At 65.7% G+C, this 24,663-nt stretch carries 25 protein-coding genes and 1 pseudogene; 17 read left to right on the plus strand and 9 right to left on the minus strand.

The features are described 5' to 3' along the window. Positions 1-24: 24 nt before the first annotated feature. Both ACLJQ7_RS02480 and ACLJQ7_RS02485 read right to left on the minus strand, forming a co-directional pair. The gene (locus ACLJQ7_RS02480) at positions 25-177 is read right to left on the minus strand and encodes a hypothetical protein (protein ID WP_410646470.1); all 153 of its coding nucleotides are present in this window, start codon (positions 175-177) and stop codon (positions 25-27) included. A gap of 180 nt (positions 178-357) precedes the next feature. After that, positions 358-1,527 carry a hypothetical protein gene (locus ACLJQ7_RS02485; RefSeq protein ID WP_410646471.1) on the minus strand — a complete coding sequence of 390 codons (1,170 nt, stop codon included), beginning with the start codon at positions 1,525-1,527 and terminating at the stop codon, positions 358-360. Between the two features lie 113 nt (positions 1,528-1,640). Here ACLJQ7_RS02485 and ACLJQ7_RS02490 point away from each other — a divergent pair, with 113 nt between their 5' ends. Together ACLJQ7_RS02490 and ACLJQ7_RS02495 are read left to right on the plus strand one after the other, a co-directional pair. Next, positions 1,641-1,784 carry a ribbon-helix-helix domain-containing protein gene (locus ACLJQ7_RS02490; protein ID WP_410646472.1) on the plus strand — a complete coding sequence of 48 codons (144 nt, stop codon included), beginning with the start codon at positions 1,641-1,643 and terminating at the stop codon, positions 1,782-1,784. A gap of 298 nt (positions 1,785-2,082) precedes the next feature. Continuing rightward, entirely contained in the window at positions 2,083-2,412 is a 330-nt protein-coding gene (locus ACLJQ7_RS02495) for an SAM-dependent methyltransferase (RefSeq protein ID WP_410646473.1), read from the plus strand. A gap of 243 nt (positions 2,413-2,655) precedes the next feature. Here ACLJQ7_RS02495 and ACLJQ7_RS02500 read toward each other — a convergent pair whose 3' ends face one another. Together ACLJQ7_RS02500 and ACLJQ7_RS02505 are read right to left on the minus strand one after the other, a co-directional pair. Then, entirely contained in the window at positions 2,656-3,636 is a 981-nt protein-coding gene (locus ACLJQ7_RS02500) for a DMT family transporter (protein ID WP_410646474.1), read from the minus strand. A gap of 65 nt (positions 3,637-3,701) precedes the next feature. Then, complete coding sequence (locus tag ACLJQ7_RS02505; RefSeq protein WP_410646475.1) at positions 3,702-5,420, minus strand: carbamoyltransferase C-terminal domain-containing protein; 1,719 nt, start codon at positions 5,418-5,420, stop codon at positions 3,702-3,704. 633 nt (positions 5,421-6,053) lie between these two features. On the opposite strand from ACLJQ7_RS02505, the gene ACLJQ7_RS02510 reads away from it, so the two are divergent. Genes ACLJQ7_RS02510 through ACLJQ7_RS02525 form a run of 4 tightly spaced genes read left to right on the plus strand, consistent with a single transcriptional unit; the run spans position 6,054 to position 9,954 of the window. After that, on the plus strand, positions 6,054-6,872 hold the full coding sequence (locus tag ACLJQ7_RS02510) for a hypothetical protein (protein WP_410646476.1): 819 nt from the start codon (positions 6,054-6,056) through the stop codon (positions 6,870-6,872). Continuing rightward, the gene (locus ACLJQ7_RS02515; protein WP_410646477.1) at positions 6,869-7,873 is read left to right on the plus strand and encodes a hypothetical protein; all 1,005 of its coding nucleotides are present in this window, start codon (positions 6,869-6,871) and stop codon (positions 7,871-7,873) included. Before ACLJQ7_RS02510 ends, ACLJQ7_RS02515 begins: the two co-directional genes overlap by 4 nt. After that, positions 7,870-8,937 carry a class I SAM-dependent methyltransferase gene (locus ACLJQ7_RS02520; RefSeq protein WP_410646478.1) on the plus strand — a complete coding sequence of 356 codons (1,068 nt, stop codon included), beginning with the start codon at positions 7,870-7,872 and terminating at the stop codon, positions 8,935-8,937. The genes ACLJQ7_RS02515 and ACLJQ7_RS02520 overlap by 4 nt, the downstream gene beginning before the upstream one ends. 57 nt (positions 8,938-8,994) lie before the next feature. After that, entirely contained in the window at positions 8,995-9,954 is a 960-nt protein-coding gene (locus ACLJQ7_RS02525; protein ID WP_410646479.1) for a methyltransferase domain-containing protein, read from the plus strand. A gap of 262 nt (positions 9,955-10,216) precedes the next feature. On the opposite strand, the gene ACLJQ7_RS02530 is transcribed toward ACLJQ7_RS02525, so the two are convergent. Then, positions 10,217-11,314, minus strand: a complete 1,098-nt coding sequence (locus ACLJQ7_RS02530) for a hypothetical protein (protein ID WP_410646480.1) — start codon at positions 11,312-11,314, stop codon at positions 10,217-10,219. Between the two features lie 250 nt (positions 11,315-11,564). Here ACLJQ7_RS02530 and ACLJQ7_RS02535 point away from each other — a divergent pair, with 250 nt between their 5' ends. The 7 genes from ACLJQ7_RS02535 to ACLJQ7_RS02565 all read left to right on the plus strand — a co-directional run bounded on the left by ACLJQ7_RS02535 (position 11,565) and on the right by ACLJQ7_RS02565 (position 16,107). After that, positions 11,565-11,999, plus strand: a complete 435-nt coding sequence (locus tag ACLJQ7_RS02535; protein ID WP_410646482.1) for a hypothetical protein — start codon at positions 11,565-11,567, stop codon at positions 11,997-11,999. A gap of 103 nt (positions 12,000-12,102) precedes the next feature. Then, positions 12,103-13,059 (plus strand): hypothetical protein, encoded by a 957-nt coding sequence (locus ACLJQ7_RS02540; RefSeq protein WP_410646483.1) that lies wholly within the window; start codon positions 12,103-12,105, stop codon positions 13,057-13,059. Between the two features lie 120 nt (positions 13,060-13,179). Next, positions 13,180-13,467, plus strand: a complete 288-nt coding sequence (locus ACLJQ7_RS02545) for a hypothetical protein (RefSeq protein ID WP_410646484.1) — start codon at positions 13,180-13,182, stop codon at positions 13,465-13,467. Then, positions 13,464-13,877 (plus strand): hypothetical protein, encoded by a 414-nt coding sequence (locus tag ACLJQ7_RS02550; protein WP_410646485.1) that lies wholly within the window; start codon positions 13,464-13,466, stop codon positions 13,875-13,877. The genes ACLJQ7_RS02545 and ACLJQ7_RS02550 overlap by 4 nt, the downstream gene beginning before the upstream one ends. Positions 13,878-14,027: 150 nt before the next feature. Continuing rightward, positions 14,028-14,513, plus strand: a complete 486-nt coding sequence (locus ACLJQ7_RS02555) for a DUF6998 domain-containing protein (protein WP_410646486.1) — start codon at positions 14,028-14,030, stop codon at positions 14,511-14,513. A gap of 290 nt (positions 14,514-14,803) precedes the next feature. Further along, positions 14,804-15,589, plus strand: coding sequence for a peptidase inhibitor family I36 protein (locus ACLJQ7_RS02560; RefSeq protein ID WP_410646487.1), 786 nt, complete (start codon positions 14,804-14,806; stop codon positions 15,587-15,589). A gap of 221 nt (positions 15,590-15,810) precedes the next feature. After that, a complete protein-coding gene (locus ACLJQ7_RS02565; RefSeq protein ID WP_410646488.1) occupies positions 15,811-16,107 on the plus strand; it encodes a DUF6355 family natural product biosynthesis protein in 297 nt (98 codons plus the stop codon). Positions 16,108-16,190: 83 nt separating this feature from the next. On the opposite strand, the gene ACLJQ7_RS02570 is transcribed toward ACLJQ7_RS02565, so the two are convergent. The 3 genes from ACLJQ7_RS02570 to ACLJQ7_RS02580 form a co-directional block, all read right to left on the minus strand. Further along, a complete protein-coding gene (locus ACLJQ7_RS02570; RefSeq protein WP_410646489.1) occupies positions 16,191-16,664 on the minus strand; it encodes a hypothetical protein in 474 nt (157 codons plus the stop codon). Positions 16,665-16,922: 258 nt separating this feature from the next. Continuing rightward, positions 16,923-17,390 (minus strand): hypothetical protein, encoded by a 468-nt coding sequence (locus ACLJQ7_RS02575; RefSeq protein ID WP_410646490.1) that lies wholly within the window; start codon positions 17,388-17,390, stop codon positions 16,923-16,925. A gap of 1,368 nt (positions 17,391-18,758) precedes the next feature. Further along, on the minus strand, positions 18,759-19,109 hold the full coding sequence (locus ACLJQ7_RS02580; protein WP_410646491.1) for a hypothetical protein: 351 nt from the start codon (positions 19,107-19,109) through the stop codon (positions 18,759-18,761). Between the two features lie 302 nt (positions 19,110-19,411). Here ACLJQ7_RS02580 and ACLJQ7_RS02585 point away from each other — a divergent pair, with 302 nt between their 5' ends. After that, complete coding sequence (locus ACLJQ7_RS02585; RefSeq protein ID WP_410646492.1) at positions 19,412-19,852, plus strand: hypothetical protein; 441 nt, start codon at positions 19,412-19,414, stop codon at positions 19,850-19,852. Positions 19,853-19,880: 28 nt separating this feature from the next. Here the strand turns inward: ACLJQ7_RS02585 and ACLJQ7_RS02590 are convergent, their stop codons facing one another. Next, positions 19,881-20,459 carry a hypothetical protein gene (locus tag ACLJQ7_RS02590; protein ID WP_410646493.1) on the minus strand — a complete coding sequence of 193 codons (579 nt, stop codon included), beginning with the start codon at positions 20,457-20,459 and terminating at the stop codon, positions 19,881-19,883. Positions 20,460-20,515: 56 nt separating this feature from the next. Between ACLJQ7_RS02590 and ACLJQ7_RS02595 the strand changes: the two are divergent. From ACLJQ7_RS02595 to ACLJQ7_RS02605, 3 genes and pseudogenes are all read left to right on the plus strand, one after another. Further along, a pseudogene (locus ACLJQ7_RS02595) lies at positions 20,516-21,394 on the plus strand (IS5 family transposase). Between the two features lie 687 nt (positions 21,395-22,081). Continuing rightward, a complete protein-coding gene (locus ACLJQ7_RS02600) occupies positions 22,082-22,567 on the plus strand; it encodes a hypothetical protein (RefSeq protein WP_410646494.1) in 486 nt (161 codons plus the stop codon). Continuing rightward, positions 22,564-24,663, plus strand: a complete 2,100-nt coding sequence (locus tag ACLJQ7_RS02605; protein WP_410646495.1) for a polymorphic toxin-type HINT domain-containing protein — start codon at positions 22,564-22,566, stop codon at positions 24,661-24,663. The genes ACLJQ7_RS02600 and ACLJQ7_RS02605 overlap by 4 nt, the downstream gene beginning before the upstream one ends.

Raw genomic sequence — 24,663 nt, forward strand, 5'->3', positions numbered from 1 at the left:
GCGACTGTCCGCCCATCGGGACGCCTACCTGGAGTGCCGGGCCGCCCGGCTGAACCTCGCCGTCCTGCCGCCGGAGGCACCACTGTTCGCCACCGGCTCCGGGAAGCGCTGGGACAAGCAGGGCGCGACGAAAGCGCTCGTCTCGCTCACCGCCCGCTCCGGGATCTCCAACGCCACCGACCTGAACCTGCAGGCGCTGCGCCACTCGGCGGGATCCGGCGCGCACAACGAGCTGTCGCACTCCGCCGCGCCACCCAGCCACCGTAGAACACCCACCGGCCCCCGACCAGCCCGAACACGCCCAGACGCCATTAAACCCGTTGCTTCACAATAGAAAACGGGAATCAGAACAGGCACTCAGCCGCATTGGAACTCGACCGCGACGGGCCGGTCCGGGCAGGTGGGACAGACGAAGAGGTACACGTCGCCACAGTCACCGAGCATCAGGTCCAGCCTGCCCGGCTCGTTGTCGGGGACGGGGATGATCTCCTCTTCGACCGACTCGGGCACCACGGACTGGCCCAGCATGGTGAACGTCGTGGGATCGAACTGCTCGTCCACCCCGATCGAGGTGCTGGTGGTGCGGCCGTCGGCCAGCGCGAACCGCACCCGCTTCTCGAACTTGGTCGAGGCCAGCGCTTCCACCGGAAGCCAGGTCTTCCACGACCTGCTGCCGGATTCGGCGGTGGCCACGGTGAGCAGGTGCGCCATCTGGTGTCCCTGGGCGCATTCCGGCCAGACGGGGTCCTGAATCCAGGAGATCCAGCCGCCGATCTTCGTGCCCGGCGCGGCCGACAGGTTCTCGTTGTAGCCCCAATCCTGATCCTTTTCCCACTTCTCGATCCGCTCGCGCAGCTCGTCGGAAGACAGATCGGCCAACTCGGGGAACTCCCTCACCCGGTCCGGGGTGATTCGGCAGGGGGCGGGCAGGTAGCAGTCATCGCTGAGTTCGCTGTTCGGCTCGGGTGCGGTGGCGACCTCGGACGCGGTCGCCGCCGTCCGCCAGTGGACCTCGGGCCTCGGGGCGTAGTGGGGCTCGTGGTCGATCGGGCACCACAGCACCTGGCACACATCGGTTCCCTCGGGAAACGGCAGCTCCGGAAGATCGCGCGCGTAGAACTGCGCGATGGCTACCATGGGCAGCGCCATGGCCGGGTTCTCGGCGTATTCCGCGCGCCGGAACTCGCGGATCTCGGCCTCGAGCGCCTGGAACTCCGGATAGAGCGGACCGACCGCGGCGTGCTCACCCGCGCGCGCGAGTTCGTTCAGCCGCTCGCCGAGCTCGTCCCGGCGCCGCTGCACTTCCCGGCCTTCGGCGCTGGCCAGCGGACGTGGATCGTCGTGATCGACGGTGCACACCGGCCACGGTTCGTCCGCCGGCCACAACAAGGGCCCGCCGAGCGAGGACTCCTGCGGTGTCACCTCGCCCTGCCACGGGTGTAACCGCACCGCGGTCCGTGCCAGCCCGGCCAGTTCCGGGAACAGCACCGCGAGGTCGACCGGCTTGTCCGGCGTCGTGAACGTCATGAAAAACCTCCCCAGATCGCTACTTGAGCACATTCAACACGGCCCTGGCGGAACGAGAAACGCCCAGGACTCCCTGGCGTCTTAGCACTGGTAAGGACGTCAAGCAGTTCAACGTGTATCTGTCGACGGACTTGATTCGCGAGCTCAAGCACCACGCGGTCGACACCGGGCAGTCGCTGTCGGGTCTCGTGACCGACGCGCTGCGCCAGTACCTCGCGAAGGCAGCAGGCAACATCGTTGAACCAGAAGGAGGCTGAACAGCCCCAGCTGCCCGAGTCCGCGCAGCGCTCCATCCGCCGCCGCGCCGCCGGGGAAGTCCCCCTGGCCGACTCGCCGAGGAATACAGCGTCGGCCGCTCTACCATCCACCGCGTCATGCACCGCACCCCAGCCACTGAGCAGCGAAACGCGGAAGGAACACCAGCGTGAACGACGACGATTCCAGGAGGGTCGTACAGCTGGGCCAGCGGCGTCCCCACGACCCGGACGCTCCGCGGCTGAAGAACAACCACGGGCCCGTACACACGAGTGAAACCCACAAAGGCGACCTCATTTCATGCCCGACGATCGGAACCCGCACGCCGCGCTCGGTTTCCACCGCACGATGCTTCCGCCGGGCAGTTTCCTGGCGCTGTCCCATATCCACGTCGCGCCCGAGGACGTCGAGACGCAGAATGCGGGCAAGAAGCTGGCGCAGGAGTACGGGCGGCGGACCAACCACGCCGCGATCATGCGGACACGTGAGCAGATCACCGAGTTCTTCGGAGGCCTGGAGCTGGTCGAGCCCGAGCTGGTGTGGCTGCCCCAATGGCGACCCGACACCCCGAACCCGGTCAAGGATGCGGCACGGTCGCGCGGCCTGGCCGGTGTGGCCCGCACCCACTGAATACCCCGCCATCCGCCCGGTCTGGGCAAGGTCACAGGACAGGTCTCGGCGCCGCTGGGCGGAGGCGGTCACGGGCTGTGCAGGCCGCGCGGCGTCGACGGTGTCGTAGCCGGGATACGCCGCGGCGAGGACCGCGGGTCGGGTTATCCGTCGCTGTCGTCGCGAGTGCTGACTGGTCTTTTGCTTAACGCGAGGCGAGGGAGACGTCACGTCTCGGGCGAGTGAGATAGGCGTGAGTTGACATCATCGGCCGGTTGAGTTGTGCGTCTTGGTGCCGTTCTTGTTGTCGCCAAAGTGTGGGGAGTGTCTGGTGACCAGGGCGACGCCGGTGGCGGCGAGGGCGAATCCGAGGATCGAGCCAGGGGCGAGGTGCTGGTCGAGTAGTGGGACTCCGGCGAGGGCGGTGACGGGTGGGACGAGGAAGAGGTAGCTGGTGGCGCTCGCGCCTGGCTGGCGTTTGAGGAGTAGGAACAGCAGGACGAAGGCGGCGATCGAGCCGACGAGCGCCAGCCAGGTCACGGTGCCGATGGCGACCGGGGTGAGCGGGAGAGCGAAGCCGCCGGAGACCGCGGTGAGTGGGGTGATGCCGATGGTCGCGGCGACCATCTGCAGGAACATGCCGGTGCGCATGTCCATGTGGTCGCCGAACCGTTTCTGATAGAGCGTGCCGCCGGCTGATCCTGCGAGGCCGCCGATGGCCGCGAGAATGCCGGTGATGGTGCCGAATCCGGCGAGGTCGGTGCTGACGGCGGCGGAGACTCCGGCGAAGCCCAGCACGAGTCCGACGATTTGCCATGGGCGAAGGCGTTCGGCGAACAGGGGGACGGCTGCCGCGGCGACGACCAGAGGGGTGGCGTCGGTGATTAGCGAGGTGAGGCCCGCCGAGACGCCCAGCTGGAGTGCGAGGAAGACACCGGCGAACTGGCAGGTTTGCAGGAGGAACCCGGTAATGAACAGGTGTATCCACGCGGCGGGTCTCCGGGGCCACGGCGCGCGGCTGAGAAGGACGATGGCACCCAGGACGGCCGTGGCAACGAGGAATCGCCAGAAACCGAGGGTGCCGGGGGCGACGGTTCTCGTGCCGATGCTGCCAACGATAAATCCACTGCTCCACACGCACGTGAACAGGACGGCGAAGCCGATCCGCCACCATGTTCCCGCCGCTCGGGAGGCGGCAGGCCGCCCGGCCGTGCTCGACTCGGTCGAGTGTGGCGATGATCCCACGGCCAAGTCTCCCTCCTGCGCCGACGATTCCCAGGTACCCCAACCGAGCCGATCTTGAACGGCGGTCAGCTGGACGGGGTCGTGGTCCACGGACGGCCGATGCCGAGGGCGAATCCTTGGCCATCGAGTTTGTCGAGGTAGGCGGCGCGGCCGGCGAATCCCGTACCCCACCACGACAGGGTGCACGGGTAGACACGCAACCACTCCTCGGCTGCCCGCTTCAAGGCCGGCAGATGGGCCGCATTGGCGGGGTCGAAGCCGGTTTTCAGCTCTGGAACGCGGAGCCACAGATTGAGATATAGCTCGTCGAGGCCGTGTGGGTTGAGCCGAGCGCGCAGTGCCGCGGAGTCCTCGGTGGGCGCGGCCATGTCGGCAAGCGGCCGCCGAGCGGGCATGTCCGCACCGTAGTCCGTCCCGTCCAGTTCCAGTCTGACGCCGGAGACGTAAGCGACGCTGACGCCTTTCCGCAGGCAGAAGTTGAGGGCTTGCGAGGCGTTCTGCACGATCGGCTCACCCTTGTCGTTGAGCGAGGTGTTGCACAGGATCGGCACCCCGGTGGCGGCTTCGACCTGCGTCAGCACGGTGTGCAGCCGGGGGTTCTGGTCCGCGGAGACGGTCTGGACGCGGGCGCTTCCATCCAGGTGAAGCACGGCGGGGGCGGCCTGCCTGGTTTTCGCGGTTCCGAGGAAGGTCTCGAGCATGTACGGGGATTCGCGTGCGTCGTGGAACCATTCGCCGACTCGTTCGGCCAGGATGACCGGAGCAACCGGTCGCCACGGTTGACGGCCCTTGACCTGGTTCAGGCGGTCTTTCGCGGCCTGATTGCCCGGGGCTGCCAGCAGGCTTCGGTTACCGAGCGCGCGGGGACCGAGTTCAGCGGCTCCGTCGGCCCAGGCGATGGGGCCTTGAGCGAGGTCGCTTACTACTTGATGAGGATCGGCTTGCCTGACGTCCGCGATGTGGTCGGCGTACTCGTCAAGGGCGTCGCCGAGTTGGAGATCCGGGTCTCCGGCGTAGGCGCCGGGAAATCTGAACTGGAAGCGGTCGGTGCGTGCCGCGATGGTCGCCAGCGCGATCCCGAGTGATTGCCCGCTGTCGTTGACGCAGGGCGGAGCCAGCAGCCGGTGGAAGCCGTAGCGGTTCATCAGGTGGCTGTTGGTGGGGCAGTTGAGCGCGTATCCGCCGGCGAGCGCGAGTTCGGTCTCGCGAGGACGCAGCCGGTGTTCGGTCAGCGCGTTGTCCACGTTGCGGCGCATAACCGCCTCGCTCATGTCCTGGACATGCTTCATCGCGGCACTGATCACCAGTAACTCGTCGCTCAGGGCGGGTCCGGTGTCCGGCGTCGTGGCGAGCAGTTGCTTGCGGACGAGTCCGTCGAGTTCGTCGAGGATCGCTTCGGCGTCGCCGTAGGCCGGTCGCCCGCGGAACCGGACCGTCCGGTGCACTTCGTCGGTCAGACCGGTCGCGTCCGCGTTGGCAGTGGACGCACCGGCCAGGGCCATGAGCGTGCCTTCCTCCATGCCGTAGCGCTCTGCGGCGACGTGGTAGAGCGGCGCGGGAGACTCGATCGGGAACATCTCCACTGTGTCGCCGCGGAACACGGCACCGGCGTACCAGTTGTCGAAGCGGCGGACGTCCAGGTCGAAGTCCGGCCCGCCGTCGACCGCGAACGCCAGGATTGTCCGGTCGCTGGTGGGGGTCCCTGCGAGAAGCGCCGCGCTGAACACATGGCAGACACTGTGGTAGGGCAATGGAGTGTCGCGGTACAAGTCGCTGACATCCACGTCCACGCCACTGACGCCGGGCGTTCCCCAGCATTCACGGATATCGGTCAGCGACAGCCCCGTCGAAGCGAGTAGTTGGCCCAGTGCGGCGGAAGCTTGTTTTTGTCCCGCGGTACCGAATCCGTAATGCTTGATGCCGGTGAACCGTTCAAGCTCCCAGTAGCGCTCAAGTGTGATGGTGTTTCCGGATTTGCGCCATAGTGACACATTGTTGTCGTGTCGCGTGGCGGTACTCAGAAGATGAGCCGCGCCCGGCGTTGTCAGGTAGGCCGACAAGTAGAAGCCATCCTCAAGCGACTCGGTGGAATTGCGCAGCATGAATCCGACCTCTCCGTTCGTGGGTTTCCAGGGGTTGGCGGCGTTGTGTCGGCGCGGGTTCTCGCCATCATTCCAAGGTCAGCTGTACCCGTCAGGGTCGGCCACTACACGTCCTCGATCATCTACTGCTTGATCATCGGTGCGCGTGACGATCTTCTACGAATTCCGCGAAAAGGTTCAGTGGTATCCTCGAGTGTCGATTATTGCTCCGCCGATCGGGTGGTATGTGGATCTTTCGTGTGTGTTGTCGCCGAAGTCTGGGAAATCTACCTCCGTCATCGTCGGGGACAGACCAATAATCCCGTGGGGGGATTGATGGAAGTGACGACCAAGGCCACACTGTCCGAAATGACCGGTGTCGGCGACGATCTCAAACGCGTCAGCGACTTGGCATTCGCACGAATATGTCATAGTTACGATCGGGAACTACTGGACTCTATCGAGAAACAGGCACGTCAGCTCGCTCAAGAGTTCTTTCCCGAACACGATGCCTCAAGCGAGGAACGTTTCCTGGGACTCCGGCACCTGCGGGAAGCGCAACGACGTATCCCCGAGGTAGACCAACTGATGACCGACTCGCGGCGTCTGGAGGCCCTGAGCGAACTGGCGGAAACCGAGCTGGCGCCCTACCCGGTCGCCAGGGCCTCCGCGCACATCAACTTCTATCGTCCCGGTGAAGTCCCGATCGAGTACCACACGGACGGCGCCGCCATGGTCGAGCTGATACCGCTGGCAGCCACAGGAACGACCAACGGCGGCGGCACCATGGTGTACCGCGGAGCACCCGAGGATGGCGAGTACCGGCTCGCCCGAGGGCAGGCTTTCCGCTGCGACGAACTCGAACGCATCCCGCAGGACACCACGCACAGTGTCCTGATGCAGGGACGCAGGCTCCTTCACCGCGCCGAGAGTTTCCCTGACGGGGAACGTCTCACCCTGGTCTTCGCGCTCGAAGCGGTGACCGAACCCTGGAAAGACGACAACACGCTGATGCGGCTTCTCCTCGACGACCCGCTCGAGACCGTTCTCGACGATTGGGTGTCCCAGGCTCGACGCCGCGCCGACCTATACATGCAGACCCGCCGACCCAACGCCATGGCGGGAACCGACGATGGGGGAGTGGCAACCCGATGACCACCACCGAGCACCGGAGAGTCAACGCGATCACGACCGGCTTCGACCGCGTCCGGCGATCGCTCGGACCACACCAGCGTATGGCATCGGACTACGACTGGAAGGAGCCGGCATGGAGTAGCTCCTACGTCGCGCCGATCCCCGAAGACCTGAACCGTTCCCTCATGGATGAGTTCGGCTATCGTCGTCACGAGCTGTCCCGGCTGGCTACCGGCTACGACGACATCGCTATGGCTGGACCGTTTCGACTTCTCACCGACAAAGGCACGGCGATCCTCGCTGACATCTGCACACGGCTCGACGACGCCGCGGTGAACAACGACTACGTGGTCACCCGCAGGTTGCGCAACGTCGAATCCATCTCCCCGTTCGTGCATGACATGCTCCGAGACCCCAGCTTTCTCCGCCTCACCGGCGTCATCGCCGGAGTGCCGCTTCTGCCCCATCCGATCCGCGACGCGGGTGTTCAGATCAACTACTACAACTCGACGTCCGCCGGACGCGAACCCGAAGTCGCCAAATGGCACGTGGACGGGATGAACTACGTCTTCACGATGACCCTGACCGACCACGACCAGCACGACGGCGGAGACTACGTCTACTTCCAAGGGCACCGCGCCGACTTCGAGCTAGCCAAGGACGAGATCACCACCCAAGGGCAACATCATCCGCTGGTGAAGACAGCGCCGTTCCGACATGCCGGGGACACCATGTTCACCCGCGGAAGCTTCGTCTACCACGCCGTCACGCCGGTCACTAAAGGACACCGCACCACCTTTGCCGTGTCCCTGTTCTGCCCCGAGCTCGGACACGACGATCAGAACCGGTTCTGGCACAGCGCTCCCGACGATGGACTACTGCGCACAGTCCGCAACTGGGTCGAGCTGTACCGGGCCGTCCGCGACCCCGGCCGCTACCGACGGCGCCACAGTTCCTCCCGAGGCTGGTCGGCAGAGGACAAGCGGGTGGGAAGTACCGGGCCGGGGCGGGGCAGCGCATGAACCAGATGGCCGCGCGTGCATCAGCCTCCTATTCCGATGCCCAGGCGCACTACACTTCGCCACGCCGACGCGACCCCGTGAAAGTCATGATGGAAGAAGTCGTCACCCATCGGGTTCTCCGGCACGCCCTTGCCCAGAGCGATCCGAGACCCGGTGAGCCGATCCGTGTACTGGATGTCGGGTGCGGCACCGGCGACGGACTGGCGCTGCTGACCGAGTCCCATGAGGGCCTGGCCCCCGTCGTGGCCGAGAACGAACTCGACTACTTTGGCATCGACGTCGATCCCGACATGATCGACACCGCCAGATCTCAGCACACGGACAGGCCGGCGGTATTCGAAGTCGCGGACATGCGTACCGGCCTCCCGGACGGAGACTTCGACGTCTACATGTCCTGTGGCGTTCCGTACTCCCATCTGCCCCACGACGAGGTGGTGGAAGTGCTCAGAACGATCATGGAAAAGATCGTCAGAACGCGCGACAACGCGGTCATCGTGGTCGACGTCCTGGGCCGGTATTCCCTCGAATGGACACCGCATTGGCCCCAGACTCGCTGGCCCTACAACATGAGCTTCTTCGAGGACGCCACCGAGACCATCCACGACCAGATGAGCTTCTTCGACCGTCGATCCCTCGACGCAGCGCTCATCTCGGCTGCGGCGAACGCGGGCGCCCGCCTCACGGACCTGACCTTCACCGACCGTTCCATCGTCGTCGGCAGGCACACCGCGACCCTCACGTTTAACGAGGCCATCCCGCCGTACCGAAGCCTGCTCAACGACCTCGCCCGCGGCCGCACCGACGTCAACCCGGGCGACTTGGTGCTCCGAAACCCCGCAGGTCGCGCCCCGGCACAGGTACAGGGCTTCTTCGCGCTCCTGACCGACCGTTGGAACACGATCGTCACGCAATCCACGCGGGCGACCAGCGGCCTGACATCGCCGCAGCACGCACGACTGCTGGCCGAATCTCTTCTCGTCTGCGAACAAGAGCTCCAGCAAGGACTCGGAGTCGGACATTCCCTCGTCGCGACCGCCGTCGTGGGACCGTCCACTGTCCACTGAACAGGAGGCTCTCGGCAGGCCATGCCGCCTGCCGAGAGCCTGAACCGGGGAGACGCCATGGAGGACACGCTCGTGCCGGCGCGAATCGGCCTGTTCTACGACCGGTTCACCGGAATCAGCCGGGACATCCTCGGTGACGACCTCCACCTCGGCTACTGGCCGACTCCGGATGCATGTGGTCCCCAGGACACCCTCCAGGCGGCCACCCGCCGGATGACCTCACTCGCCATCGGCATGCTCCACCCACGCAGAGGACAGACCGTGCTCGACGTCGGGAGCGGCTGCGGTAGCCCAGCCATCACGCTGGCGAAAGCCTCTGGGGCGAACGTCCGCGGAATCACTGTCAGCGCCGACCAGGTACGCATCGCCAACGCGCAGGCCACCGCAAGCGGCATGGGTGAACAGGTAGCGTTTCAGTACGGAGACGCGAGCAACCCAGCCTTCCCCTCAGACACATTCCACGCGGCTTGGGCCATCGAATCCCTTTGCCACCTTAGCGATCGAGCGCAAGCTCTAGCCGGCATCGCGCGGGTTCTGCGCCCAGGCGGGCGTGTGCTTATCACCGACCTCGTGATTACCGGACCGGTCGAACGTGGGAAGCGACGCCACCTGGCCGATTACGCGGAGAGATTCAAAATGGCGTTCCCAGCCACACCGGAAACCTATCGAGAGGAGCTGGCCAAGGCGGGATTCGATATCCACGCGCATCAGGACCTGACTCGGCATGTGGTCAACCGCAGCTTCAACGCGATCACCGCCCATATTCGAGATCGCCGTGAGGAACTCGAGCAGACCTATGATCCAGATTTGATAGCCAGTTTCGACCTGGCTCAACTCGCAGACCTTCCCGAACTCGGGTACCACGCCATCGTCGGCCAGCGCCGGTTCCGGCCACATCTTCGCACGTGTAGTTCTTCGGAGGAAGCTCGCGACGCACGCTGCGGTGTAGTCCGCGGTGTACGGACGGCCTGCATCCGCGGTCGGCACGTCCCACGGACTGGGTGCGACCCTCAGTGACCGGCAGCCTCTGCCAGGCAGCGTGGAGCAGTTGGTTGACGGGCTCGGCTACCTCCGATCCGAGCAGCATCCTTCACCGATGGGTGTGGGAAGCGCGCGAGGGGAAGCGTCTCGCCCCCCCCCGGACGGGGAGCAGCATCGACGACGCCGGTGGCCCGGATCGAGAGGCCGCGTCCTCGAAAGCCGACGTCGCCGACCATCCGGACCGCACCGACGCGCCGCGAGTGCGGCCGCCACGCGTAGCAGCGCAAGGTTCCTCGGCTCAGCCGCCTACGGTGATGCCGCGAGACTGCTTGATGCCGTCGAGCAGGTGGGCGTACTGCGGGGTCATCGTCGCCGCATCGGCGAAACACGGCCGGTTGAACTGATGGGTCCCGTACACCGTCAGCCCGTGGGGCGCGCCGTCGAGCGGTACCTGGGTTCCGTCGGCGCATATCCGGCGCGCAGGTTCGGAGGAGCGGGGATCGAGAATCGACTTGAGATACCCCTCGACGTCGGTGTCGTTCTCGCGGTGCCAGACGATGGTGCAGCCGTCGAGCGTGGTGACCTGCTCGCCGGTGCGTCGCGCTTCACGGCGCGCACGTTCGCGGCGTTCCGTGTCGTGGTCTTCCGCGCGGGCGCGCGCCGCGAACTCTGTGCCGGGCACGACCACGACCTCGTCGGCTTCTTCGCCGTCGTGAGGGAACAGCCAGACCTCGTCGGGCCATGCGCTGTGACGCCGGACGGCCGCAGGGGCAGCGGTGGGGTCCTCGTGCCAGAGCCACAGCTGGGAGTTCTCGCCGACAGCGTCCCGCCGGAAACGCGGCGCCCGCCGCGGGTCGCGGTCCAGCACGAGGACTTCCACCGGCAGGGCCGAGCGCCGACGCTGCCGGTCGCGGCGTAACGCGGCCAGGTGCGAGCGCATCTCCTGCTCGGCGACCGTGCGGTTGGCGAACCTGGACACGGACCGTGGCTGGCCGTACTGCAGTTCAGCGCGCACGTGGCCGCGTTCCCAGTCTTGGGAGAGCCAGATACCCCATACTGGCGGGCCTTCCAGCAGGGCTTCGGCGCACGCCGGGCACCACCCGTCCGGGTGTGCGTAGAACTGCTCCGGCGGGTCGAGCAGGACGCCGGGCCCGGTGAAGACCATCCCCATCGTGAGCCTGAACATTTCCGCCGCGACGTGGCCGTTGTACTCATCCCACACGAGCGTCACACCACCGTCTTCGTGGGGTGTCACCACAACTCGGTCCTGGTCGAGCAGGTGCGCGACCGGCTCGATACGGGTGAGGCGTGCGCGGCTGTAGGCGACGAGCATGCGGCAGGCGCCGTCGGGAATGGCGGCCAGGGTCTGTTGGTAGAGGTCGTCCAGTGTGGACACGTTCATCTCCGCTCTCGTGAGGCTGGGCACGACGTGGAGCGCACAGGTGTGCGCTCGGGTGTGTCGTTGCGATCCTCAGCCCGAGAAGAGCGGGGCTGCTGCGGTGTAGCTTCTGCCAGGGCAGTGTACTGGGACGCGGGGCCTGCATCGGGAGCACACCGAACTACGTGACCGCATCATCGCGGCGGAAGACGACTACCTCCGCCGGATCGCTCAGGCGCACCAGAGTGGGCAGCTGGACTGGAAGGGTTTGATCAGCGCCTACGAGCAGCTCCGGGCTTGGAGCAAGGACAACGGGCTAGGGACGTTCCGCGATCGCTGGGAAGCCCACATCCGGTACGACCGCAGCACGCCCACTCGCTTCGCCGGGTCGATGCCGAATGGGTCTGATGGAACCACTTGGACCGGGAACACCGGTTTCGAGGGTCTGGACACCAAGAGCTGCCCGCAGCGCGGCATGGATGTGGCGTTTGTGCTGTTCCGGGGTGGTGAGACGCCGGTCTTCATCGGTTTCACCAGCCAGTTCCGGCTTCGGCTCAAGAAACTCGACAACGACGGCTTGCGCTGGGATTCCTGGCTCGCCCGGCTCTGCGATGCCCGTCAGGACGCCGTCGAGGTCAGGCGAGAACTGGTGAAGCAGTACGGGGAACCGAACGTCGCCGCCCAGCAGGCGTCTGCCGGATAGCCCGGCCCGGAAAGACCTCACGCGTGTCACCGACCCCTCCCGGAGAGCGCGATGGCACCATCAGCGAACCTTGACCGCCTGCCTGGAAGACCGTGCCGTTCGAATGAGTCAGCCAGCCGCCGACCCAAGCCCGGTCCCGGGCATCATCGCCGCCGAGCTGCAGGCCGCCACACGCGACGCTGCCGGGGGCCGGTCGTGGGGCTGGGCGGGGCAGATCCGGTCCTGGCCGGGGAAGGTCATCCCGGGCACCGACCGGCAGATCACCGCCGCGGTCCTGACGCTGATCGGACACGCTCGCTGGCCCCGGGATCAGGCGGGGGAGCTGATCGCCCTGTTCACGCCGCTGTATCGGGCGGGCTGGTGCAACGACGCGATCACGCGGATGCTGGACTCCGGCCCGGACGGGACCCGGCAACTGCCGTGGTTCGTCGATCGTGACACCCCGACCGTCGGACCGCTGAAGGTCTATCTCGCCCGGCGGCTGCACGCCTGGATCCCTACTGATCCCGCCGGAGAGGGCGACACGCGCGACATCACCCGCCTTCCCACCACCGTGCCGGACCCTCCGCTCGCCGGAACGACCTTCCAGGCATGGGCCGAGCGCATGCGGCTCGTCCACGGTGATGCGGAGCGCCGCGCCCCGTCGCAGCCCTCGCCGGGCACCGCCGGGCCGGACCGGAGACCCGGCGCCCGTCAGAAAGCGAGCCCGCTGGAGCGACGGCGGGAGGCGGTGCGCCGGCGGCAACGCGCGCTCGGCGCCCTGTGGGAGCGGGGCGTGCGAGAGATCGATCCGGCGGTCACCGCGGACACCGCGCTCCTGCTGGACCCTGATGTCTTCGAGGCGGTGGCGATCGCAGCACGCACCGGGGACCCCGCGCAGATCCCGCGGCTTCGTCGCGCGGTCCGGCTCGCTCGTCTCGACGCGGCCGCCAACCCCGGGCCAGGACTCGGCGCGGGCAGAGCTGACGAGATCCAGCGGCTCGCGGCGTCGATCATCCGGCGGGACGGAACAGCGGTCCCGCTGGGGAGCCTGGCACGGCTCCTGGCCGACATGGCCTGACGCCACCACGAGCTCGTCGCTAGCACCACCAGCCATCACGATCACCGACCACACCACCGACCTCGAGCGAGATCGTCTAGCCAATGTCCATCGCACTCGATCCCCGCTATCATCGATGCTATGTCCTCGGCATTGGCGAACCGCTCCGACGCTGACCAGTACCTGGCTCAGCGGATCGCAGTGCGTGACGGCGTCGATGTCGAGACGCTGGCCGCGCTGCCCGCACACGAGCTCGACCGCTTGCTCCCCGGCGGCCGGGCGACATTCCAGCACCGCGCGGAGGTCGCGAGCGGGCTCCTGGCCCGCCGGGGCATCGACCCGACCTCACCCGCCTACCAGGCGGCCGATCAGGCTGCCCGCGACATCCTGGCGCGGGTGGACAGGCTCGGGTCGGATCACGCCGCGTGAGCGTGCCGCGTGCGCTGCTGCTGGACTCGACCTTCCTGACCGCCTACGAACGCGAGCTGAACCCACGACTGGCGCAGGCGATCGTCGTCCAGGCGATCACCAGCGGTCGACTGCTCGTCATCCCCGCCATGTCGCTGCTCGTCGCGGGCACCGAACTCGGCGGACACCACCCGGACCTGTCATGGCTGCTCAACGATCCCGCGGGCCCGGTCGAAGTCCTCGCCCTGTCGGCCACCAACGCACTGGAGATCGGTGCACAGGCCGCGCACACCGATACCCCGGACCTGGCAGGGCTCGAGGTGACACAGATCGCCGTCGAAGCCGCCGAAAGCCCGATCGCCGTCATGACGTACGAACCCAAGCGATATGCGGGCCTCGCGCTGAACGTCATGGACATGCAACCCCGCTAGGCAGGGAGTCCGGAATGGCTGCGCGCCACGACGGACGACACCGCAGCAGCGGGATGGCAGGGGAGAGCCTGGACTGCCGTGCCAACGGCGAACTTGCGTGGCACAACCCGACCACCGAGCCACAGTGTTCCGCTCCGAAAGGATCAGCGAGTGCCAGCAAGCGACGATCTCACCGATCTGTCCACTTCGGACTTGTTGGCTCGGTACGCCGCGATTCTGCAGGAGCTGCACGACCGGGGTGTCGTCCGGACCCGCAACGCCCCGTTGGGTGACTACGCCGAATACCTCGCCGCCCAGGTCTACGACGGGAAGCTGGCCGGGAACTCGGCCAAGTCCTACGATCTGCTCGCCGCCGACGGCCGCCGAGTCCAGGTGAAGGCCAGAGCTGTCGCCCCGGACACGCGGCCCGGCGCGTCCTTCTCGGCCTTCCGTTCCTTCGATTTCGACATCGCCGTGCTAATCACCCTCGACAGCGCCACCTACACGGTGCGGCAGGTCCGTGAAGTCCCGGTCGCCGACCTGGAAACTGCCGGACGGTACTCCGCCCACATCAACGGGCGCCTGCTGACGATCACCGCCGGCATCCAGCTCGGCCAGGACGTCACGGCACGATTCCGCGCGGCAGCGGCACGGTAGCCCGCCGGCCGTCGCGCGATCTCACCCGGCCCGCGCGGTCGTTCGCGACCCCCGACTGGCGAGGCCCCGCATCGGCCCTCTGCCGGGACCACCGCGCCAGGATCGTCCCAAGCTCCGGGCACCAGGCCCACGTCGGCTCTGGCGGCGGAGTCCTGAATTGCGGAATCCGGAACGCGGGGGCCGGAAGCATCGACACCGTTGGTGTCGGTGATGGCACCGATCGGGGGACAAGTTTATCGAGATTTCGCTGGCATACTGCCCGTTTGTCGGACCGTGACGTGGGGAGCGCCATGGGTAACGAGACAGCAGGAAGCAGACGCCGGGGCCGGGTAGCCAAGGCGCCCGAGGGTACTGATTCGACGGCGGTATTCGCCCGGCAGTTGTGGGAACTCAAGCAGCGCGCGGGAGACCCCTCCTACGCCGCGATGCGTCAGGAGCACGGCGCGCTGGTGTCGGCGGCGGCGTTGTCCGCGGCGGCGCGGGGTACGCAGTTGCCTTCCTGGGAGACGACGTGGGAATTCGTCCGCTCCCTGGCGGTCGGCGTGCTCGGTCAGGATGAACAGCGGGTTCGCTCGCAGTGGCGAGGACAATGGGAGCTGGCGGCCGCCGCCGCGGCAGCCCCGGCAGAGGCCTCGCCCCCGGCCGTGGATTCGGTCCAGGCCGCGCCCCTGGCGAGCCCGCCGGTGACACCGCGGTTCAGGCGGCGTCGATGGTGGATCCTGGGTGCCGTCGCGGTTGTCGGCGTGCCGCTGGCCGTCGTGCTGTGGCCGCAGCCGGAACGACTGGGGCCTGCCACGGTCGCGGAACCGTGCGAGGCGGCGTGGCTATGCCTGTACCGGAACATCGGATTCGAGGACATGAATTTCCGCACCCAGCGGCAGAACGCGTGCTGGCGCCTTGTTGACTATCACCTGCAGGACGCGGTCTTTTCCTACGACAACAACCTTCCCGTGGTCGCTCGTTTTTACGACTCGACGAAGAACAATACCGCAATCATTCGCGCCGGTGACAGCAGTCAGGACAGTTCAACTCTGCCTGGCGCATACTGGTTCTGCACCGGATCGGCCAGACCGTGACCTGACTGGATGGAATTCAAAGCCAAAGCTCTGACCTGCACGAATGCTCGGATTTGACTATAGCTAAATCTATTCGCCGAAGCAGTCTTCCCCGTGTTCCGGAACTGCGCATACAGTTGCCCGCCAGAACAGATAAGCGTGACCCTGGGCTGTCTTCGACTTTTAACCAGGCAAGAGCGGGCAACGGCCGCAATTCTGGAAAACCAACACGGGAGGAACCCATGAAGAACAAGAGTGCAACTCGACTGGCAGCTGCGACGGCGGCTGTGACATTCGGCCTCCTCGGCTCCGCAACGGTCGCGAACGCTGCAGTGGCAGCCGACAAGCCCTGCGGCTACTCGGAATCCGACGGCTCAGCCTGGTACAACCACTGCACCTCGGACGGCAGCAAGATCTGGATCAAGATCGACGTTCCCGCCGGACTGGACACCGAAAGGTGCGTCAGCCCCGGTACCACAAAGCTCGGTCCGGCGTGGTCATACCGCGGCGCCTGGTACGACCGCCTCTGCAACCGTTAATCGCCAGCAGGTGAATGAGGGGCGCCGGGCCGAGGTACCCGGCGCCCCTCGGCGATGGACGTCCGGGAGGTCCATCGTGAGCGTCAGGGCCGGGTCTGACCCGTGGGGCGGGGGATACCTGGACGGCTATGTCGCTGACGGGAGGTCGGGGGTTCGGCGTAGTCGAGCTGCTCCAACAGGGTCGACAGCTCGGTGAGGGAGTCGCGGGTGCTGGTTGCCCAGTACGCCTCTGTCGCGATCACGCGACGTGCCGCAGGCACGGTGTCGAGCAGGGCATCGACGTCCGCGGCGCGCAAGGTCCTGATGTCGTGCTGGTCTTCGTCGGGCAACACGTAGAGGACGGCCTTCTGCACCGCGGCGCCGGCCGCGCGGCACGCGCCCGACCATTCCTCGCGGTGGTCTCGGATCCAGGTCAGCTGCCGGACCTGATCTTCGAGCGAGCCCAGGGTCTTGCTCAGCGTGCGATCCGCCAGGCCGACGGCACGTCCGAGCGAGCGCAGGCCCCAGCCATCGACGAGCGCGGCGGCAGCGTCGGCTTGCTGGCGTTCGGTCAGCATCGTGGGCACGGCGTGCCGGATGGCCTAGGCGGCGAGCTGGCGGGCACGGGGGTCGTCGGCGTGTCCGCTGCGCCCGAGCAGCTGCCGCTGCAGTTCCCGGTAAAGGGCGGCGATGGCGACTCGGGCCGCCGGGGTGTCGAGGTTGAGCCGGGGTGGCCGAGCAGGCCCGCGCTGGAGTGCCGCCTCCGGCGGTGTTCCGGGCGTTCGCCGCGGCCACGAGTCTCATCCTGTCGTGGTGACGTGACTGTCGAGTTGCCATCACCGTGGTGGCTGGTACTTCCGGGTGAACCGGGCGCCGTTGAAGGTGTGGGTGCAGCACGGGCAGGCAGGTTCCAGGTCGTCGGCGCCCAGTTCGGGATTGACGGCCTGCAACCGGTTGCCGTCGTCCACGTAGAGGCCGCTGTAGTAACTGGCCTCGCCGATTCGCACGTATTCGCGTCGTTCGTGCGGCTGCCGGGCGACCAGCCAATAGATCGGGTCGGCGGAATCGAGCCGGGCGGCGGCATCGTCGCGCGCCTCGTTCCAGTCCGCACCGATCTTGCCGAGCAGGAACCGGAACAACGGCGTGTAGTCCAGGCCCCGGCGTACCCGCCGTCCCATGGGCCCGCGCGTCAGATCGGAGCCGCGTTCGGCTTTCGTGTTGCGTTGGTGCCGGTAATCCCCGCCGTGGTCGTGGCGGACGAACCTGGTCCGGGTGTTCACGCGACGGTAGAGCGGCTTCTTCACCAGAACAGCTTTCCACACAGGATTCGGTGGACGTGGCGCCTGTGTCGGAATCCAGGTCGGTGCCCCCGGTTTCCGCGCTGAAGAGCAGGTTCACAGGGAGTTCGGAGGTTTGTGACTCACCGGGGCGGTGTCGATGGGGGCCTTGCTCGGCCGTCGCGGGACACTCGCGAGATGATGATCCTGCTTGTCGGATTCGTTGTGCTGGGGGGCGGTGGTCGCGCTCGGGGCCATGTCTTTCTGGGACAGTCACTCACTGGGGCTGCTCGTCGTCGGCTTGGCCCTGATCATGGCCGGTGGGACCGTGGTGTCTGATGAGGCGGCGGTGTGGGTTGCAGCGCCAGGGATGGCGCTTATGGCCGGGGTGTGCGCCGGCTACGGCGTGCACTGGGTGTGGAGAAGGCTCAGCCGGACTACGCGCGGTTTAGGACGAGTGCCGTGCGGCGCGGCGCAAGTGGTTACTCGACCACGGTCGGAAGAGCCCTGCCGGGCCGTCGTGACGGTGCGAGGGCATCGCTGTGCCGAGCGCGCTCACCGGTGACCAGCTGGTCCTTACAGTCCTACGTATCCACGGGCCGTGTCCCGTCCCACGCATGAAGTCGCCGACGACCGGGTCCGCCGCTGCAGAGTCGACACTGGAACAGCTCGAAGGTGAGTGGGCTGTGGGCGCGACACGACAGCTCGCAACCGGCTCGTGAGGTCCACGCTGGCGCGCGACCAGCTCCAACCATCCTGTGGTAGCCGCGCGGCCGCTGCGGTTCTGAACTGACAGATCACGCGTGATTCAGGCTTGGATCGGGATCTCTCGTCATGGCCCGGCTACTCGGCCCGGTGCCATTCCGGCCGGGGCGACGGCTTGCCAAGCCATCCCTTCCGCCAGTTGAACGGGAGCTAGCCGTAAATTCGACAGGCGGTGTACTCACGCCTGTGTGAACCTGCCCGGTGTGCCGGTAGACGGCGGCATCACACCGGGCATGTCCCTCGAGACCCTGCCGGGGTTAAACGATTCGAGTCTGTCACCGCAAGTAGCACTTGTCCGCTACTTGAGTCCAAAGGATCGACGGCTTTCGGGTCGTACTGGGTCCTCACAGTGCGATAACACCAGTCTGTGAGATCACTGAAGTGATTGTGGCGTGTCAGTCAGGAAGATGGCCTGTGCCCCGTGACGTGCGGGTGAGATCGGCGTGCATGTGTCAATGCATCGCCGATCCCACCCACGCTGACACGAGATCATAAGGGGCCTAGTCGGAACGCGAAGGCCAAGTGGCAGGATTATTTTCGCGTTTCGGCAGGTGCTTGTCGGCAGCGGCCCTTGCTGCTGACCTCGTACCGGCGGGTCGCGGTAATCGCGATCCAGTCAGAATACGGAAGTCAGTTGTCCTGGATCGAGCCGCCGCTGACGATGCCGCCGGCCGCGCAGTTCTGGGGCGATTGGCCGCTCGCCTGGTGCTGGCCGGGGGACAGGATCGGGATTCCGATACCGTTGAGCGAGTTGTTGACGGGCACCTGGACACCGAGCACGTTGACGGCGTTGTCGCAGAGGCCCAGGGTCGCGTTGACGTTGTGCAAGACGTCAAGGTTGTTCAGATTGAGCAGTCCGACCTGGCCGCTGTGGTCCGACCCGTGGTTGTGCCCGGCCGGGGTGTCGGCGGAAGCGACGCCGCCGCCCAGTAGGGCACCGGCTGCGATGGTGGCCGCGACGATGCCGATCTTCTTGAGCATAATTTCTCCTTGATTGGCGAAGGCGTCGGGTATACGGGACAGTGCTGAACGTGCCTTGGTCCCGCGAGAAGCAAATCTACTGACGCGGGCATTAGTATTGTCGGCATTCGCCCCTATCGAGTGGATGCCGCGAGCCTCTGACCGGCGCGCGTATGACCCTTATGGGGGTGGTCGTCGTATATTGCTCGCCGGTATCGGGCTGCTATCGCGTGACACGAACCTCGATCTGCTGTGGAAAGATAACAAGGGCGGCGACGCCGAGGCGGCGACGACCGCGGCGGACCGGGCTGCCGGTCGGCCGTGTGCCGTTTCGAATCGATCAGTCCGGGTCAGGATGCCCGACCGATAGTTCTACCATCAACACGGGCTGCTCGACGAACCCCGCCGACGCTGAGCAGTTCACCGCCGGACTCGTCGACGTCGAACGGCGCCTCACCGACCGGATCGCCGACTTGATCGCTCGGCGCGACACACTGCGACAGCTCGCCGACGGCGACCGGCTGCTGCTACCCGACCGCGCCCTTGCGATCCTGGAGCGGCTCACCGATCTCGGCTTTGATCCCGACTACGTGGCCAGCCAACGAGAAGCCCTGGTGCTGGCCAGGGCACTGGCGCCGGAGCTCTTCGACATCTTCCTGACTCAGCTCGAACAGCGGCTCGACGATCGCGAGTTCGTCGACCTGACTGTGACGGACCACGCTATCTGTCACCTGACCACGCTATCTGTCACTGCGACGGCTTGAAGGTTCCGCCGTCGTGTAACTGAGCGCTTCAGTTGGCCAGTTGAACACGGTAGTTGGCCAGTTCGGTGCCCATCTGGCCATCGATGCAGTCAGCCAAGTGTTTTGCGTGTTTGTTAAGTACGTGCTTGAGGTCGACGTAGTGCCGGTGTGGCTGGTTTCGTTGGAAGCGGCTCCAGATCGTGTTCCGGCTGAGGTTCCAGGCCTCTTGGATTTCCGGCGGTTGAGCGTCCTCGATCAGTCTCGGGGCGAAGTGGTGCTCGCCTGAGGTGATCTGGACCCAGACGTAGATGGATGCGAGCTGGCGTTTGCGGTCTCCGAGTTCGGGCTGTTGCGGCCCTGGGATGGGTGGAAGTCGGGAGACGAGGTCATCCCAGGTGGCTGCGTCGATAGCCCAGGTCTGCAGCGCTCGGCGTCGACGTTGGTAGTCGAGGAGATCTGGTGCGGCGTCGAGCTCGTCGGCGAGGGCATGCAACGCAGCGTCGAACTGGTGAGGATCGGGTTGGTCGCGTGCCCAGCGATGGACGTATTGGGCGCTAACGTATTGCTTGCCGGTGGGGTTGATGCCGAGGAATCGCGCGGCCTCTCCGAGAGAGCCTCCGGCGATCATCTGGACTAGGGCGTGTCCTGCGGATCTTTTCCATGATCGTGTGCAGATGATGGTGTGTGGTGGGTCGTGGTGAGCTGACGGACAAGGCGTGGGCGGTGATCGCGCCGTTGTTGCCCGCGGAGTCGGGGCGGCGGGGTGGCCGGTGGCGGAGCCACCGGCAGGTGATCAACGCGATCTTGTGGCATGAGCGCACGGGTGCGCCGTGGCGTGATCTGCCGGAACGGTATGGGCCGTGGAAGACCGCTCATGAGCGGTTGCGGAAGTGGACCGCGGACGGGACGTGGGACCGGATCCTGGAACACGTGATCGTCAAAGACGACTCACTCGGGACACTGGAGGACAACATCGAGTTCGTGATCAGTGTCGATTCCACGAGTGTCCGGGCCCACCAGCACGCCGCGGGTGCCCGGAAAAAAGGGGCTGCGCGGACTGGATCGAAGACCTCGCCATCGACGGGGAATGCCTCGGACGCTCCCGCGGAGGGCTGACCACCAAGCTCCACCTGGCCGTCGACGCCGCTGGTCTGCCGTTGGCGGTGATCCTCACCCCAGGCCAGGCCGGGGACAACCCGCAACTGCTGCCGCTGCTGGACGAGATCCGGGACATCGACGTGGATGGCCGGCGGGTACGGGTGGGCAGGGTGCTGGCCGACAAGGCCTACACCCACCCCAGCACCCGGAGAGCGTTACGGGAGCGCGGGATCAAGGCCACCATCCCCGAACGCGCCGACCAGATCACCCGCCGCAAAGCCAAGGGCAAGGCCGGTGGCAGACCACCGGCCTTCGACCCCGAACTCTACAAGCTCCGCAACGTCGTCGAGCGCTGCTTCAACCGACTCAAACAATTCCGCGGCCTGGCAACCCGTTTCGCCAAACGAGCCGCCTACCACCGCGCCGAAATCATCCTCGCCCTGCATCGTCCTCCACCTCAGATGAAGATCCCCAGGACACGCCCTAGTCGGACGGCTGCGGTTCGGCGCAGCAGCGCGGGGTTGACGCCGGCGGTGTGTCCGAAGTGCCGCTCTTGCCAGTCCGCGGGCAGTAACGCTGGGATGTGCTCGGGCCCGAATCGAGCGCGGCGGACAGGAGCGCGCCGCGTGTGGCTTCCCGAGGTGCGGATGAACGTGCGTACGAGTGGTTCGCAAGCCTGCCGTAGCAATGGAGAGTAGGCACTGTCTGGGCTGAACATGCTGCGGCTCCAGGAAGCGCGGCTGTTTCGGCGAGTGTTGTCCGGAACCAAGGCGCGGACTCGATCGCGAACGTCTTCCGGGCTTGCCAGGGTCAGGATCTGATCGCCGATGGCCAGCAGCGCCGCGCAGGCTGGGGACTGTCCCAGTAACGGTGTTTCCGGCCCGACACGCCGGCGATGACCTCGTCGATCGAGTTCGCTGATCGCCGCGGTTCGGCTTGGTGCTCGCGCGCGGACAACGAAGCGCCGGTCGCGGTCGAGCGAGGTACTCCGCCACCTCGACAGCACTAGGAATGAACCGCGACTGAACCACCTACCGGAATGATCCTCGCCGATCGGGTCGTGAACAGCATGGCCGCCGATTCGAAGGGCGGAAGCGAATGAATATCAAACGAGCCTCGGTATACGGCGCCGCCTGCCTGGTCACAGCGGGCGTGGGCGTCACCGCCGTCGCGATCTTCACCGATTCGGGGCCGCGACGTGACACCACGCACCCGCGGGTGCGCAAGCCCGTCGCGACGGCTGCGGCGACTGAGTCGCTCGACATGCGCTCGCTGGCGACCACCCCGGTCGCGGTTCCGCCGATCCGCATCGTCGCGCAGCCTCAGGAGACCGCGCTTGAGACATGGCTCGTGCAGGCGCAGCCCAAGGCCGACCTCCTCAAGCACCAGGCCGTGGACGCGCACCTGCACGCGCAACTTTTCAAGTTCAAGCACGGGAAGCTGCTGATCAGACCCAGGCAGGTGCCGAACAAGCCACCACCGACCTTCAAGCCGAAGCCGATCCACCACCACAACGGCAAGGTTTCGGTCTCGCTCGACTTCTCGCAAGTAAAGCCCGGCCAGAGCCGCACGATCACCAGAACCAGCCCTGACAGGTCCGTGTTGTCGTCCGTGACGGAAAGTAAGGCGCACCGATGAAAAACACCAAGGTTGATCTTCGACGAGCAGTTCTGTACTCGGTCACCGGCGGACTGCTGACGGCGGCGTTCGGCGTGCTAAGCACCGGTTCGGCGGACGCGGCGGGCTCGCCCGCGGCGCGGCCGCCGGCCCCGGCGAAGGACATCAAGGCGGTGAACGCCTCACCCGCAAAAGTGGGAAAAGTAGTGGTAAAGAAGCAAATAAAGGCGCCCGTAAAACAGGAAAAGAAGTCGACTGCTCCAGTAGAACACACGTCTTCCGCGCCGGGCGGAAACGACGACAAACGTCCCATCAACAAGGCGGACAACAACAGCAACCCGGTGCAGAAGGAGAAGCGCCCGGCCCAGACGACAGGGACCGACAAGAAGATCATGCAACAGGCCGAGGCGAAGAAGCAACCCCGCCAACATCTGACCGGCGGCAAAGACGACTGGCTTAAAGATCGCAACACCTCATCGCAAAGGTCGACGAAACAGGAAAAGCAAACACCAAGCGACCTCACCGGCACAGATAAGAAGATCCTTCAACAACCAGAGCCCAAGAAACATTGGCGCCAGCAGCAAAAGGACAGCTGGGCAACACGGGCCGCGGAAAGTGCCGAACTGATTGCGGCCGACGCACGTTTCAAGGCCCAGGAACTGGCCGATCATCGCGACCACGGGCCGGTAGGCTCAGTGCGAGCATGGGAGACAACCAGAGATCTCGCCGACGATGCCCAAAAGACGGCCACACTGCTCGAGCAGGCACGGGAGACCAACAGAACATACAGGCCACCCGCTGCCCGGAAAGTCAAGCGCGTGGAACGTCTTGGCCCAAACCAGCTGAAGAACACCAATCCACAGACCGGCGAAGTCGATATCAACGGTGTTCACTTAGACGAAGATTCACCGCCGATCGAACTCCTCGCTCCCGCCATTAACGATGAGCTCAAGCAGATCAAAACAGGTAGCAAGTGTACACCCGTAAACGGCTGCGTTACCCCCGAACAGGTGGCAGAAGATACCGCGGGAGCAATTGAGCGCGCTTGCCAAGGCGGAATCTTCTCCGCGCCTGCGGTCCAGTGCAGCGATAGTTTCAAAGACAGAGCGCTGGCGATTCGGCTGAATAAGGGCAAAGACGTTACATCCGACGAAGCGTGGCCTACAGTCCAGCGAATTGTCGACTCACACGGAGGCTTCGACACTCCCGGAACAGGCTCTTTTGGCCGAAAACCTGCAGGCTTGCGGCCAGTCAAACCCAATCCCCAGATACAAAAGCCCGGCACCGCCCAGCCGGAACGCTCGCCAGGTCAGCAGCAAGTACTCCGTCCCGACACCAGCGCGGCACCGATCCCACCGACCACCGCACCACCGTCTAACCCTGCTCCGAACCCAACGCCTGCCGACAGGTGCCCTACGGACAACAGTTTTCTGCCGGACACGCTCGTGCTGATGGGCGACGGAACCTACAAACGCATCGACCAGATCAAGATCGGCGATCAAGTCGCGGCCAAAGATCCCGAAACAGGCCGGTCGGCCGTCAAGCCGGTGACAGCTACCATCGTCGGATCCGGGCGGAAGAACCTTGTCGCCGTCACCGTAGACAACGACGGCGACGCCGGCGACGAGACCGGAACCGTCGTCGCCACCGACGGGCACCCGTTCTGGAGCGACGACCGAAAACGGTGGATCAATGCCGACAGCCTGGTCGGTGGCCAACGTCTGCAAGTCGCGGGTGGGCCCCCGGTCGTCATCACCGCCGCTCGTCATCACGTCGCGCAGAAGACGGTCCACAACCTCGCGATAGACGACATTCACACGTACTATGTACTGGCCGGCACTTCGCCGGTTCTTGTGCACAATGCGGGTTGTGATGAGTTTGCCGAGAAAACACATAAAAGAATTGGCGGCGAGATCAAGACATTTACCGGTCCTGCCGGAAGTGCCAGGCCAATTGGAAGTCGCTACAAGTTGGATCCAGATGAGGAGGTCTGGTTTCATCACACGGTCGTCGTGAAGGATGGTCGAGTCTACGACCAGTACACGGGGGACAACGGGATGTCGATTGACGAGTGGAAAGAGCAGTGGGAACCCAATGATCTTGACTTCGGATTCTAG

This window comes from Amycolatopsis sp. cmx-4-54 (assembly GCF_046548895.1).
Lineage (GTDB): Bacteria > Actinomycetota > Actinomycetes > Mycobacteriales > Pseudonocardiaceae > Amycolatopsis.

What these genes read in the sequence shown, in the direction of transcription:
- ACLJQ7_RS02485 (WP_410646471.1), bottom strand. Translation starts at nt 1,527, where the DNA reads ATGACGTTCACGACGCCGGACAAGCCGGTCGACCTCGCGGTGCTGTTC.
- ACLJQ7_RS02495 (WP_410646473.1), top strand. Translation starts at nt 2,083, where the DNA reads ATGCCCGACGATCGGAACCCGCACGCCGCGCTCGGTTTCCACCGCACG.
- ACLJQ7_RS02510 (WP_410646476.1), top strand. Translation starts at nt 6,054, where the DNA reads ATGGAAGTGACGACCAAGGCCACACTGTCCGAAATGACCGGTGTCGGC.
- ACLJQ7_RS02515 (WP_410646477.1), top strand. Translation starts at nt 6,869, where the DNA reads ATGACCACCACCGAGCACCGGAGAGTCAACGCGATCACGACCGGCTTC.
- ACLJQ7_RS02520 (WP_410646478.1), top strand. Translation starts at nt 7,870, where the DNA reads ATGAACCAGATGGCCGCGCGTGCATCAGCCTCCTATTCCGATGCCCAG.
- ACLJQ7_RS02525 (WP_410646479.1), top strand. Translation starts at nt 8,995, where the DNA reads ATGGAGGACACGCTCGTGCCGGCGCGAATCGGCCTGTTCTACGACCGG.
- ACLJQ7_RS02540 (WP_410646483.1), top strand. Translation starts at nt 12,103, where the DNA reads ATGAGTCAGCCAGCCGCCGACCCAAGCCCGGTCCCGGGCATCATCGCC.
- ACLJQ7_RS02545 (WP_410646484.1), top strand. Translation starts at nt 13,180, where the DNA reads ATGTCCTCGGCATTGGCGAACCGCTCCGACGCTGACCAGTACCTGGCT.
- ACLJQ7_RS02560 (WP_410646487.1), top strand. Translation starts at nt 14,804, where the DNA reads ATGGGTAACGAGACAGCAGGAAGCAGACGCCGGGGCCGGGTAGCCAAG.
- ACLJQ7_RS02565 (WP_410646488.1), top strand. Translation starts at nt 15,811, where the DNA reads ATGAAGAACAAGAGTGCAACTCGACTGGCAGCTGCGACGGCGGCTGTG.
- ACLJQ7_RS02570 (WP_410646489.1), bottom strand. Translation starts at nt 16,664, where the DNA reads ATGCTGACCGAACGCCAGCAAGCCGACGCTGCCGCCGCGCTCGTCGAT.
- ACLJQ7_RS02580 (WP_410646491.1), bottom strand. Translation starts at nt 19,109, where the DNA reads ATGCTCAAGAAGATCGGCATCGTCGCGGCCACCATCGCAGCCGGTGCC.
- ACLJQ7_RS02590 (WP_410646493.1), bottom strand. Translation starts at nt 20,459, where the DNA reads ATGATCGCCGGAGGCTCTCTCGGAGAGGCCGCGCGATTCCTCGGCATC.
- ACLJQ7_RS02605 (WP_410646495.1), top strand. Translation starts at nt 22,564, where the DNA reads ATGAAAAACACCAAGGTTGATCTTCGACGAGCAGTTCTGTACTCGGTC.